Origin of the sequence: Mesorhizobium sp. NFR06, assembly GCF_900115245.1 — a bacterium.
In the GTDB taxonomy this organism is placed as follows: Bacteria; Pseudomonadota; Alphaproteobacteria; order Rhizobiales; family Rhizobiaceae; genus Mesorhizobium.
In genome coordinates this window covers 1-13,187 of the sequence record NZ_FOVT01000016.1, presented here as the reverse complement: position 1 = coordinate 13,187, position 13,187 = coordinate 1, and the positions used below count along the sequence as shown (strand labels likewise).

The window sequence follows — 13,187 nt, the reverse complement described above, 5'->3', positions numbered from 1 at the left end:
TCTGCTTCAGTCCACGACGAATTCGAGCATGATCGTCGACAGCGGCGGCAACAGCATCGTCGCCGATACGCCGCCCCCTTCCCCGCTCGCCTCGACCGCGCCGCCATTGCCCATGCCGGAGCCGCCATAGTCGGCGGCATCGGTATTGATGACTTCGCGCCACTTTCCCGCCCTCGGCAGCGGCACGCGATAGTTCTCGCGCGGCACCGGCGTGAAATTGGAGATGACGGCGATCGGACTGCCGCCGGGCGCATTGCGCACCCAGGCGAAGACCGAGTTGTCGCGGTCGTCGACGATCAGCCAGGAAAAACCTTCCGGCTCGCAATCGCGCGCATGCAGGGCCGGGCGCGATCGGTAGAGATAGTTCAGGTCCCGCACCGTCTGCCAGACGCCGCGATGCGGCGCGAATTCGAGCAGGTTCCAGTCGAGCGCGCGCGCCTCGCTCCATTCGCGCCGCTGGGCGAATTCCTGCCCCATGAACAGGAGCTTCTTGCCGGGATAACCCCACATGAAAGCGTAATAGGCGCGCAGCGTTGCGAATTTCTGCCAGTCGTCGCCGGCCATCTTATTGAGCAGCGTGCCTTTGCCGTGCACGACCTCGTCATGCGAAAGCGGCAGCACGAAATTTTCCGAGAAGGCGTAGGTCAGGCCGAAGGTGATGTCGTTGTGGTGGTGCTTGCGGAAGATCGGCTCCTTGGAGAGGTACTCAAGCGTGTCGTGCATGAAGCCCATGTTCCACTTGAAGCCGAAGCCGAGCCCGCCCTCATGCACCGGACGCGACACTTTCGGCCACGAGGTCGATTCCTCGGCGATCGTCATCACGCCCGGATGGTGGCCGTAGAGTTCCTTGTTCATCTTCTGCAGGAAGCTGACTGCCTGCAGGTTCTCGCGCCCGCCCTTCTCGTTGGGGATCCACTCGCCCGCCTTGCGCGAATAATCGAGGTAGAGCATGGAGGCGACCGCGTCGACGCGCAGGCCGTCGACATGGTATTTTTCGGCCCAGAACAGCGCATTGTTGACGAGGAACGACACCACCTCGCGGCGGCCGAAATTGTAGATGGCCGTGTTCCAGTCGGGATGGAAACCCTGGCGCGGGTCGGCATGCTCGTAGAGCGCGGTGCCGTCGAACTTCACCAGCCCGTGCTCGTCAACCGGGAAATGCGCCGGCACCCAGTCGAGGATCACGCCGACACCGGCGCGATGCGCGCCGTCGATGAAGCGGGCAAAGCCGTCGGGATCGCCAAAACGGGCGGTCGGCGCATAGAGACCGGTGGTCTGGTAGCCCCAGGACGGGTCGTAGGGGTGTTCCGAGATCGGCAGGAACTCGATATGGGTGAAGCCGGTGTCCACCACATATGGGATCAGCCGCGCGGCGAGCTCGTCCCAGGAAAGAAACGTGCCGTCGTCGCGAAGCTGCCACGAGCCGGCGTGAACCTCGTAGATCGAGATCGCCTCGCGCCGCGGATCGGCCTTTTGCCAGAAGCCGCGATGCGCCTCGTCGCCCCATCGATGCGCCAGCGGCGGCGCCGTCACCGAAGCGGTCGCCGGACGCAGCTCGGATTCGAAGGCGAACGGGTCGGCCTTGAGCGGCAAACGCACGCCGTCGGGCCCGATGATCTCGAATTTGTAGGGCCGGCCGGCGCCGAGATCGGGAATGAACAGCTCCCAGATGCCGGTGTCCTTGCGGTCGCGCATGGTGTGGCGGCGACCGTCCCAGTCGTTGAAGGCGCCGACCACCGAAACGCGCCTGGCGTTGGGCGCCCAGACCGCGAAATGCACGCCGGTCGCGCCCTCGTGGTCGAGAATATGGGCGCCGAGCTTGTCGAAGAGCCTCAGATGCGAGCCCTCGGCGATATAGTAATCGTCCAGCGGACCGAGCACCGGGCCGAAGGAGTAGGGATCGGTCAGCCACCAGTCGCCGCCGGCATTCCTGGCATGATAGCGCAATGGCTGGCGCTTGCGGATCGACAGCTTGCCCTCGAAGAAGCCGGCGTCGTCGCGGCGGGAAAGCTGGCCGGCTTCCTTGCCGGTAAGCGTATAGGCGGTGACGAATTCGGCGTTGGGCACGAAGCAGCGGGTGATGAAGCCCTTGCCGGCTTCGTGCACGCCCAGGACCGCGAAAGGATCGCCATGCGTTCCGGCGACAATCGCCGCGACGTCGCCGGCTGGCGCCTGTCCGTCCGGCCCGCTTGTCGCAGCGGTCACGCGCGGTTTCCTCATCAGGCAGCGTCCCTCCCCGGGAACCAATTTTGTTTTTGTGCATGTCGCCCAAAACCGCTGCGCACTTTTGGGCGACACGCACGAGACCACGCCGTTCGTGGTCTCATGCAATCACATCACACAGGTACGTTCCAGATTTCTTTCGCATATTGGCGGATCGTGCGATCGGACGAGAACCAGCCCATCCGGGCAACGTTTCTGATGGCGCGCGCGTTCCAATCGGGGCTGTCGCGCCAGACGTCATCGACCTGGCGCTGGCAAGCGGCGTACGAATCGAAATCGGCGGCCACCATGAACCAGTCGCCTTGGTAGAGCCCGTTCATCAGGTCGCGGTAGCGGTTCGGGTCATCGGGCGAGAAAACGCCGGACGAGATCGCTGCTATGGCCTGCGCGAGTTCCGGCGAGGCTTCGATCACGCCACGCGGGTCGTAGCCATTGTTGCGCCGCTCGGCGACTTGCGCCGTCGTGAGGCCGAAAATGAAGATGTTGTCGTCGCCGACATGTTCTTTCATCTCGACATTGGCGCCGTCGAGCGTGCCGATGGTCAGCGCCCCATTCATCGCGAACTTCATGTTGCCGGTGCCCGACGCCTCCATGCCGGCAGTCGAGATCTGCTCGGACAGGTCGGCCGCCGGCATCAGCACTTCGGCCAGGCTGACATTGTAGTTCGGCACGAAGACCACCTTGAGCAGGCCGTGCACCGAAGGATCGCCGTTGATGACTTTTGCGACGTCATTGGCGAGTTTGATGATCAGCTTGGCGTTGTGGTAGCTGGGCGCCGCCTTGCCGCCGAAGAACTTCACGCGCGGCATCCAGTCGCGCTCGGGATGCGAGCGGATCTGGTCGTAGAGCGCGATCGCCTCCAGGATGTTGAGCAGCTGGCGCTTGTATTCGTGGATGCGCTTGACCTGGATGTCGAACAGCGCCGACGGGTCGAGCCTGATGCCCAGCCGGTCCGCGACGAGATTGGCAAGCCTTGCTTTGTTCTGCCGTTTCACGCCGGCGAATTTCTCGCGGAAGGCGGCATCGTCGGCGAGAGGATCGATCTCCTTGATCGCCTCGATATCGTCCATGAAACGGTCGCCGATCGCCTCGCGGACGAGCGCGGTCAGGCCGGGATTGCACTGGATCAGCCAACGCCTGGGCGTGATGCCGTTGGTCTTGTTGTTGATGCGGTCGGGATACAGCTTGTGGAGATCGGCGAACACCGTCTCCTTCATCAATTCGGTATGCAATGCCGAGACGCCGTTGATCGAATGCGAGCCGACAAAGGCCAGGTTGCCCATGCGCACGCGGCGGTCGCCATTTTCCTGGATCAACGAGATGCGGGCGATCTGCTCGTCCGAGAACTGGTTGGTGGCGCGAGCCTCGAGCAGCACCTGCGCATTGATGGCGTAGACGATCTGCATGTGGCGCGGCAGCAAGCGCTCGAAGAGCGGCACTGGCCAGCTTTCCAGCGCCTCGGGAAGCAGCGTGTGGTTGGTGTAGCCGAAGGTGCGCTTGGTGATGTCCCAGGCCTGGTCGAAATCCATGCCGTGGACATCCATCAGGAGCCTCATCAGTTCCGGCACGGCGACCGCGGGGTGGGTGTCGTTCAAATGGATCGCCGCCTTGTCGGGCAGCGACTCCAGGTCGCCATACTGGCTCAGATGACGCTGGACGATGTCCTGCAGGGAAGCGGTCGAGAAGAAAAATTCCTGCCTCAGCCTGAGTTCCTGCCCGGCCACGTGGGAATCGGCCGGATAAAGCACGCGCGACAGCGCGTCGGCCTTGTTGCTTTCGGCGAGCGCGCCGATGTGGTCGCCGGCGTTGAACTTGTCGAGCAGGATCGGGTCGATCGGCATGCCGGACCACAGCCGCAGCGTGTTGACGCGCCTGGCGCGCCAGCCGGCAACCGGCGTATCGTAGGCGACGGCAAGCACATGCTCGGTCGGCTTCCAGACATGGCGTTCGAGCCGGCCGTCCTTGGAGGTGATCGATTCCACCGAGCCGCCGAAGCCGACCTCGAAGGAGCGCTCGCGCCGCTCGAACTCCCATGGATTGCCGTGGTCGAGCCAGGTCTCCGGCAGCTCGACCTGCCAGCCTCCTTGGATTTCCTGGCGGAACATGCCGTTGGCGTAGCGGATGCCGTAGCCATGGGCGGGGATGTCGACGGTCGCCATGCTTTCCATGAAGCAGGCGGCGAGACGGCCGAGGCCGCCATTGCCGAGGGCCGCGTCCGGCTCCAGCGCCGCGATCACGTCGAGGTCGACGCCGAGCGAGGACAGCGCCTCGCGCATGTTATCCATCAGGCCGAGATTGGAGAATGCGTCGCGCATCAGGCGCCCGATCAGGAATTCGAGCGAGAGATAATAGACCCGCTTTTCCTGCTGGTCGTAGGCTTCCTTGGTTGCCTGCATCCAGTGGTCGACGACACGGTCGCGCACCACCTTGATCGAGGCGGTCAGCCAGTCATAGGGCGTGGCGACGGTGCTGCCCTTGCCGACCCGGTATTTGAGCGACATCAAGACCTCTTCGGCGAGGGTCTTGGGATCGGGATTGTCGAGAGCGGGAGCTTCGGTCGTCATGGCGGATGTCATATCGCCTCTCGTTCGGTTGGCCTGAATCATACCGGCTTTCACCGTTCCTCCCAGCCTATCCTACTGCATTGCAGCATATTCTCAATCGATTTAGATGGCCGACCGGTCCGCAGCTGTCGTGGCAGCAGCGCCATTACGCCGCCAGGACCTCCGGCGGCGCCTTGGCGCCGGTCATGAAGGCGACGGCGTCGGACATCGTATATTGCTTTGGGTCGATGACCGCGAGGCGACGGCCAAGCCGGTGGATATGGATGCGATCGGCCACCTCGAAGACATGCGGCATGTTGTGCGAGATCAGCACGATCGGCAGGCCGCGCCTCTTGACGTCGAGCATCAGCTCCAGCACGCGGCGGCTTTCCTTGACGCCAAGCGCCGCGGTCGGCTCGTCCATAATGACCACCCGGCTGCCGAACGCCGCGGCGCGCGCCACCGCGACGCCCTGGCGCTGACCGCCGGACAGGGTTTCGACCGACTGGTTGATGTTCTGGATGGTCATCAGCCCTAGCTCGGACAATTTCTCGCGGGCGATGCGCGCCATGGCCGAGCGGTCGAGCCGGCGCAGCCATTGCCCGGCAAAGCCCGGTTTGCGCAGCTCGCGGCCGAGGAACATGTTGTCGGCGATCGACAGCGCCGGCGACAGAGCCAGGTTCTGGTAGACGGTCTCGATGCCGGCCAAGCGCGCCTCGATCGGCGAGCGGAAATGCACCGGGCTGCCGTTGAGCTCGATCGTGCCGGAGTCCGGAATGACCGCGCCGCACAGTGCCTTGACCAGCGTCGACTTGCCGGCGCCGTTGTCGCCGATGATGGCAAGGATTTCACCCGGCATCAGGTCGAAATCGGCATTGTCGAGCGCGACCACCCTGCCGTAGCGCTTGTTGAGACCCTTAGCTTGAAGGATGGGCGCTTGAAGAATGGGCTGCGTGCTCATGCCGAAATCTTCCTGATCCACTGGTCGATGGTGACGGCGAGGATGATGAGGATGCCGACGGTGAACTCCTGCCAGAGCGAGTCGACGCCGGCGAGCGCCAGGCCATTGCGGAAGACGCCGACGATCAGCGCCCCGAACAGCGTGCCGACGATCGAACCGCGGCCGCCGAACAGCGATGTGCCGCCGATCACCACCGCGGTGATGGCATCGAGATTGGCGGTCTGATTGCCGAGCGGGCTCGCCGCGCCGATGCGGCCGATGAGCGCCCAGGCGGCGATGGCGCAGATGAAGCCGGCGAGCGTGTAGACCGCAATGAACACGCCGCGCGTGTTGATGCCGGCGAGGCGAGCGGCTTCGTCGTCGTCGCCGGTGGCGTAGACATGGCGGCCGAAGGCGGTACGGTTCAGCACATACCAGATGATCAGAGCCGTCAGGATCATGGCGATGGCGCCGTAGGTCAGCACGGCTCCCCCGCCAAGCCTTATCGTATGGCCCAGCCATTGCAGCAGCGGTCCCGCCGCCTCGATGTCCTGGGCACGCACTGTCTCGGAATGCGAGACGTAGATGACCATCGCGCCGTAGACGCTCCAGGAACCCAGCGTGACGATGAAGGGCGGCAGCTTGATCACCGCCACCAGAACGCCGTTGATCAGGCCGCAGACAAGACCCGTGAGCAGGCCAAGCACAAAACTCAATTCGACCGGTACGCCGTAGGTGACCGTCAGCCTGCCCATGACAATGGACGACAGCACCATGATCGCGCCGACCGAAAGGTCGATGCCCGCGGTCAGGATGACCAGTGTCTGGGCAATGCCCAGAAAGGCGATGATGGTGACCTGTTGCAGCACGAGCGAAAGATTGAACGGCGCAAAGAACCGTCCACCCGCAGCAACCGAGAAAATCAAAACGCCGATGACCAGGACAATGAACGGGATTGCCGTTGGATATTCATGCAGGAAGCGCTGGACGCTCTTCAGGGCCGAGCCCCGGTCTTCGTCGAAGCTCGCCACGGACTGGTCGCTGCCGTGAAGGCCGCGCTCGGCCGAGACCGAGCCGGTTGCGTCATCGCTCATCTTTATCCCCTCCCAAAGGATCCCGTGTTTCGGGAAAGGGCGGCCGGAGCCGCCCTTTCGGCGAGTTTAGTCCGTTATTGCGGGTATTAGGAAGGCATCAGCCCCAGCAAAGTTCCGCGCCCTTCTTGCTGTCGATCGATTCGACGCCATTGACGGGCTTGTCGGTGATCAGCGTGGCGCCCGTGTCGAAGAACTCCTTGCCGGGTGTCGGCTTCGGCTTCTCGCCGGTCTTGGCGAACTTCTCGATCGCCTCCATGGCCATCGCCGCCATTTTCAGCGGATATTGCTGCGAGGTCGCGCCGATGACGCCGGCCGCGACGTTCTTGACGCCCGGGCAGCCGCCGTCGATCGAGACCACCAGCACCGAGCCGTCATCCTTGCCGGCCGCCTTGAGCGCTTGGTAGCCGCCGGCCGCCGCCGGCTCGTTGATGGTGTACATGACGCTCACGTCCGGGCACTTCTGCAGTAACGTTTCCATGGCGGTGCGGCCGCCATCCTCGGCGCCGCCGGTCATTTCGTGACCGCAAATGCGCGCATCGTCCTCGTCGCCGTATTTCTTCGGATCCTTAACGTCGATGCCGAAGCCCTTCATGAAGCCCTGGTCGCGCAGATAGTCGACCGTCGGCTGGTTGGTGGCGAGGTCGAGGAAGGCGATCTTGGCGCTCGAGGCTTTGTCGCCCAGCGTGCCCTTGGCCCACTGGCCGATGAGCTCGCCGGCCTTGAAATTGTCAGTGGCGAAAGTGGCATCCGCCGCATCGATCGGATCGAGCGGCGTGTCGAGGACGATGACCAGAAGGCCGGCGTCGCGCGCCTTCTTGATAGTCGGCACGATGGCGCTGGAATCGCTCGGCACGATGGCGAAGCCCTTGGCGCCGGCCGAGATCAGGTTCTCGATGGCGGCGACCTGGCTGTCATTGTCGCCGTCGAATTTGCCGGCAAAGGTTTGCAGCGTGAGGCCGAGTTCCTGGGCCTTGGCCTGCGCGCCTTCGCGCATCTTGACGAAGAACGGGTTGCCCTCGGTCTTGGTGATCAGGCCGACGATGTCGGCCGCGTGCGAGGCCGTGGCCATCGCGCCGTAAAAGGCAAGGCCGGCAACAGCCGCCTTCAAGATAGTCCATTTACCCATGATTTCCTCCCAGTGAACCTTCGGCGCCGGCCAACCGGCGCCGCGGAGCGCCCACCGAAGTTCTCCCAGCGTGAGCGCGATGTCAAAAGATACCAGTCCGCAGCGTCTGTCAATAATTAAATCACTCTTATTTATTATTGACACTCTTGCGCTGTTCACTCATTCTGAACGAAAAGCTTCGAGGGGAAACCGATGGGAGGATCAGGGTGGAGACCGGCATTGCGAGGCACGGTTCGCCCGAGGCTCTAGAGAGCCGGCTGCATCGCGGCACCAACCAGAGCGGCATGCGCGACCACAATGAGCGGCTCGTGCTGTCCCTGGTTCGCCAGCATGGCAGCCTGGCCAAATCCGACATTGCGCGGATGACCGGGCTGTCGGCGCAGACGGTGTCGGTCATCATGCGCGAGCTCGAGGAAGACAAGCTGCTGGTGCGCCAGGCGCCGCTGCGCGGCAAGATCGGCCAGCCTTCGATCCCGATGGCGCTCAACCCGGAGGGCGCCTTTTTCATCGGCCTCAAGATCGGCCGGCGCAGCGCCGAGCTCGTGCTGATCGACTTCCTCGGCAATGTGCGCGCGATGCTGCAGCATTCCTACCGTTATCCCGCACCGCGCGAGACCGTCGAGTTCGTCACAAACGGCATCAAGACGATGCGCAGCGAGCTGACGCCGTCGCAGGACAAGCGCATTGCCGGGCTCGGCATCGCCATGCCGTTCGAATTGTGGAACTGGGCCGACACGGCCGGCGCGCCGCGCGAAATCATGGACGAATGGCGCCATCGCGACATCCGCGCCGACATCCAGTCGCAGTGCGAATTCCCCGTCTATCTGCAGAACGACGCGACGTCGGCGTGCGGCGCCGAGCTCGTCTTCGGCCTGGCGGGCGGGGCGCGCGATTTCGTCTATTTCTACATCGGCGCCTTTGCCGGCGGCGGCATCGTGCTCAACGGCCGCCTCTACAGCGGGCCAAAAGGCAATGCCGGCGCGCTGGGCTCGATGCCGGTGCCGGGTCCGGACGGCAAGCCGACGCAGCTCATCGACGTCGCCTCGATCGCGATGCTGGAGAAGGCGCTTTCCGCCAAGGGCATCGACGGCTCCTATCTGTGGACCTCGCCGCAGGAATGGGGCGAGATCGGCGCCGAGCTTGACGAGTGGATCGCCAGCGCCTCGCGGGCGCTCGCCTATGCCATCGTCGCCGCTTCCTCGGTCATCGATTTCGAGGCGGCGGTGATCGACGGCTGGATGCCGCTCGATGTGCGGCGCCGGCTTGTCGAGGCTATCAGGCAAGCCATCGGCGGTATCGACGCCGAGGGGCTGAAGCTGCCCTTCATACGTGAGGGAACTGTCGGTATCCACGCGCGGGCGCTCGGCGGCGCCAGCCTGCCGCTCTCCGAACGCTTCCTGATCGGACCGAACACGTCCGGGGGCGCCTGACCATGCTGATCGGCATCCCGTCGCTGCTCGGGCCCCAATTCCTGGCGACGCTCAGGGCAATGGGCCATGGTGACGAGATCGCCATCGTCGACGGCAATTATCCGGCCGAGGAACAGGCGCGACGGCTGATCCGCGCCGATGGCCACCACGTCATTGCCGTCCTCGACGCGGTGCTTAGCGTGCTGCCGGTGGACGAGGCGGTGCCGGAGGCGCTGTTCCGTGCCTCGGTGAAGGGTGATCCGGCGCTGGCCGACCCTGTGCATCGCGAGATGGAAGCGGTTTGCGCCAGACACGCGCCGGGCCATAAGGTGGTTGCGCTGGCGGGATCCGACTTCTATGCGCGCGTCAAGGCCGCGCACGCGATCGTTGCGACCAGCGAACCCAGGCTCTATGCCAACATCATCATCCGCAAGGGCGTGATCCATCCGCCGGAGACCAAGACGACATGATCCTTTGCTGTGGCGAAGCCCTGATCGACATGCTGCCGCGCATTACGACGGAAGGCGAAGCCGCCTTCGCGCCCTATGTCGGCGGCGCGGTGTTCAATTCGGCGATCGCGCTCGGACGGCTCGGCGCTCCGACAGGCTTCTTCTCCGGCCTCTCCTCCGACCTGTTCGGCGGCCAGTTCCGCGAGGCGCTGGGCGCAGCCAAGGTGAGCTCCACCTATGCGCACACCTCGTCGCGTCCGACGACGCTCGCCTTCGTGCGGCTCACCAACGGCCAGGCGACCTACACCTTCTACGACGAGAACACCGCCGGGCGCATGCTGACCATCGAGGACCTGCCGAAGCTCGGGTCCGAGATCGAGGCGATGCTGTTCGGCGCCATCAGCCTGATCTCGGAACCAGCGGGATCGGCTTATGAGGAATTCATGCGGCGCGAGCACGAGACCCGGGTGATGATGCTCGACCCCAACATCCGGCCCAACTTCATCCCGGACAAGGCCAAGCATTTGAGACGCATTCGCGAGATGATGGCGATGGCCGATATCGTGAAACTCTCGGATGAGGACCTCGAATGGTTCGACGAGGCCGGCTCGCACGAGGACGTCGTGCGCAACTGGCTGGACCGGGGACCGAAGCTGATCGTCGTCACCCATGGCAGCGAAGGCGCCGTCGGCTACAGCAAGGCGCACAAGGTCACGGTCGTGCCGCAGAGGGTCAAGGTCGTCGACACGGTCGGCGCCGGCGACACCTTCAATGCCGGCATCCTGGCCTCGCTGCACGAGCAGGGACTGCTGACCAAGGCGGCGATCGGCGACCTTGACGAGGACGCGATTCGCAAGGCGCTGGAACTCGGTGCCAAGGCGGCGGCGGTGACGGTTTCGCGGGCCGGCGCCAACCCGCCCTGGCGGCACGAAATCGCCTGATACGCTTCCGGAGGCAGGCTGAAACCGCTCTGCCTAACCGATCACTTTATGTTTCCCGACGTCGGAACGATGCGATAAAGGAGCCGGAAAACGCCCTGCAAAGCCAGGATTTCCGGGGTTTCTAGGCATTGCGCCGGCAAAATCGGTAACAGGCTGCGACACATAAGCAATTTGCCTGGCACTCGGCCGACTTTCTCAGCCGCGCCAAGTCTGTTACCAGCGGGCCGGTTTTGTTGGAGCGACGTGCGTCCGTGCGGACGCACAGAGGTACGCTCCAAGACTTTGTGAACTCATTCGAGGCCGACATGCAATTCATCGATCTTGGCGCCCAGCGCGAACGTATCCGCGACCGGCTGAAGGCCGCGATCGACCACGTCGTCGAGGACGGCCGCTACATCCTCGGGCCGCAGGTCACCGAATTCGAAAACAAGCTTGCGGCCTATGTCGGCGTCAAGCATGTCGTCGCCTGCGCCAACGGCACCGACGCGCTGCTGCTGCCGCTGTTTGCCGCCGGCATCGGTCCGGGCGACGCGGTGTTCGTGCCGAGCTTCACCTTTGCCGCGACGGCCGAAGTGGTGGCGCTGGCCAAAGGCGAGCCGGTCTTCGTCGACGTCGATCGCGATACCTACAACATCGACATCGCCAGCCTCGAGGCGGCAATCGCAATGATCAAGCAGGAAGGAAGGCTGAAGCCGAAGGCGATCATTCCGGTCGACCTGTTCGGGCTTGCCGCCGATTATGAGGCGATCATGGCCATCGCCAGGCGCGAGAACCTGCTGGTGATCGAGGACGCCGCCCAGTCGATGGGCGGCTCGGCCGACGCCAAGATGTGCGGCGCCTTCGGTCATGTCGGCTCGACCAGCTTCTATCCGGCCAAGCCGCTCGGCTGCTATGGCGATGGCGGCGCGATGTTCACCAATGACGATGCGCTGGCCGACAAGCTCCGTTCCTTCGCCTTCCACGGCAAGGGCGAGACGCAGTACGACAATGTCCGCGTCGGCATCAACTCGCGCCTCGACACGCTGCAGGCGGCGATCCTGATCGAAAAGCTCGCCATTCTCGAGGACGAGATGGTTGCGCGCCAAGTTGTCGCCGACCGCTATGCCAGGGGCCTCGGCGACATCGTCAAGGCGTCGCGCAATCTTGGCCACGGTCGCTCGGCCTGGGCGCAATATGCCATCGAGACGCCGAAGCGCGACGGGCTGAAGGCGCATCTCGGCGAAAAGGGCATTCCTTCGGTCATCTACTATGTGAAGCCGCTGCACGAGCAGGTCGCTTACAAGGACTATCCGCGCACGCCGACCGGCCTTGCCGTCTCGGAAGAACTGCCGAAGCAGATCCTGTGCCTGCCGATGCACGCCTATCTCAGCGAAGCCGACCAGGACCGCATCATCGAGACGATTCGCAATTATATCGGATCGAACTCGGCGCATGTCGCTGCGGCGTAACGGGGTTCTTCGTCGTCCTCGGGCTTGACCCATGCCGCGGCCTTCGCGGAGACAAGCGATTTGCAATTGGCTCCCGAATTTACCGCGCTGACAATGCAGTTGGCCAGGCCTGTTTGACCGAACCGGCGGCCTAGAACCAATCGACTGCGAGCCGCTTTTGATCGCACTGTGGCTGCAGAATTCGCCAATCATTCGCCAAGAATTCGAACGACGCTCTGCGCGATCGCACGCCGGGTGCGGGATTGATGCGAGACGCTGTTGACGAGGATGGTTCGGCGCCGGCCTTGATGCGGAAGCGTGTGCGCCTGCACCGCTCAACTCTCCACCGCCCAGGTGTCGTTCGAACTGGAGGGCCGACATGACAACTGAAGTCGAAGAACGCAAGCTTGATCCGGCTGTGGCTCTCCCGGCGCTCGACGAATCGGCGCCGCGCGAGCCGCACAGGCAATTTGCCCTCAAGCATGAGGACTGCTTCATCGTCGCGGACAGCTACGGCGACATACGCGGCACCGGCGACGGCCTTTTCCGTGACGACACGCGCGTTCTGTCGCGCTTCCGCCTGTTCATCGGCGGCCGCATGCCGTCACTGCTTGGCGCCTCGCTGTCGCAGGATAACATCCTGTTTACCGCCAATCTTACAAATCTGGCCACCATCGGGCCAAACGGCAGTGAAACGCTGCCGGGCGTCGTGCACATCGATCGGACCCGGTTCATCTGGCGGGACCGGATGTTCGAGCGCGTCATCTTCACGAACTACTCGGCGCGCGAGGTGCTGCTGCCGGTTCGGTTCGACTTCGACGCCGATTTCCGTGACATGTTCGAGGTGCGCGGCACTACGCGCAGCCGGCGCGGTCGCGCGCATGATGCGGTGGTCGGCGAGTCAAGAGTGACGTTTCGCTACGAGGGCCTCGACAACGTGGCGCGCCAATCCGTCATCGCGTTTTCAATGACGCCTCAGAAGATTCACCCTAACCACGCCGAGTTCCTCATTCTGGTGGGGAGGCGCGACAACAG

10 protein-coding genes are annotated in these 13,187 nt (G+C 63.9%); 5 read left to right on the top strand and 5 right to left on the bottom strand.

Annotated features, from left to right (window positions below; genetic code table 11):
* Positions 1–6: 6 nt before the first annotated feature.
* The 5 genes from glgB to F3H96_RS23930 form a co-directional block, all read right to left on the bottom strand.
* Complete coding sequence (glgB, locus tag F3H96_RS23950) at positions 7–2,220, bottom strand: 1,4-alpha-glucan branching protein GlgB (RefSeq protein ID WP_149804159.1); 2,214 nt, start codon at positions 2,218–2,220, stop codon at positions 7–9.
* Positions 2,221–2,336: 116 nt separating this feature from the next.
* A complete protein-coding gene (locus F3H96_RS23945; RefSeq protein ID WP_149804158.1) occupies positions 2,337–4,799 on the bottom strand; it encodes a glycogen/starch/alpha-glucan phosphorylase in 2,463 nt (820 codons plus the stop codon).
* 133 nt (positions 4,800–4,932) lie between these two features.
* On the bottom strand, positions 4,933–5,727 hold the full coding sequence (locus F3H96_RS23940; protein ID WP_244620132.1) for an ATP-binding cassette domain-containing protein: 795 nt from the start codon (positions 5,725–5,727) through the stop codon (positions 4,933–4,935).
* Entirely contained in the window at positions 5,724–6,800 is a 1,077-nt protein-coding gene (locus tag F3H96_RS23935; protein ID WP_149804157.1) for an ABC transporter permease, read from the bottom strand. The genes F3H96_RS23940 and F3H96_RS23935 overlap by 4 nt, the downstream gene beginning before the upstream one ends.
* Positions 6,801–6,897: 97 nt before the next feature.
* The gene (locus F3H96_RS23930) at positions 6,898–7,926 is read right to left on the bottom strand and encodes a sugar ABC transporter substrate-binding protein (RefSeq protein ID WP_149804156.1); all 1,029 of its coding nucleotides are present in this window, start codon (positions 7,924–7,926) and stop codon (positions 6,898–6,900) included.
* Between the two features lie 206 nt (positions 7,927–8,132).
* On the opposite strand from F3H96_RS23930, the gene F3H96_RS23925 reads away from it, so the two are divergent.
* The 5 genes from F3H96_RS23925 to F3H96_RS23905 all read left to right on the top strand — a co-directional run.
* A complete protein-coding gene (locus F3H96_RS23925) occupies positions 8,133–9,356 on the top strand; it encodes an ROK family transcriptional regulator (protein WP_149804155.1) in 1,224 nt (407 codons plus the stop codon).
* 2 nt (positions 9,357–9,358) lie between these two features.
* On the top strand, positions 9,359–9,805 hold the full coding sequence (locus F3H96_RS23920; protein ID WP_149804154.1) for an RbsD/FucU domain-containing protein: 447 nt from the start codon (positions 9,359–9,361) through the stop codon (positions 9,803–9,805).
* Entirely contained in the window at positions 9,802–10,725 is a 924-nt protein-coding gene (locus F3H96_RS23915) for a carbohydrate kinase (RefSeq protein WP_149804153.1), read from the top strand. Before F3H96_RS23920 ends, F3H96_RS23915 begins: the two co-directional genes overlap by 4 nt.
* A 305-nt stretch (positions 10,726–11,030) precedes the next feature.
* Positions 11,031–12,173 carry a DegT/DnrJ/EryC1/StrS aminotransferase family protein gene (locus F3H96_RS23910; protein WP_149804152.1) on the top strand — a complete coding sequence of 381 codons (1,143 nt, stop codon included), beginning with the start codon at positions 11,031–11,033 and terminating at the stop codon, positions 12,171–12,173.
* A 358-nt stretch (positions 12,174–12,531) separates the two neighbouring features.
* The coding region (locus F3H96_RS23905; protein WP_280177790.1) for a glycogen debranching N-terminal domain-containing protein at positions 12,532–13,187 on the top strand (656 nt) is incomplete at its 3' end.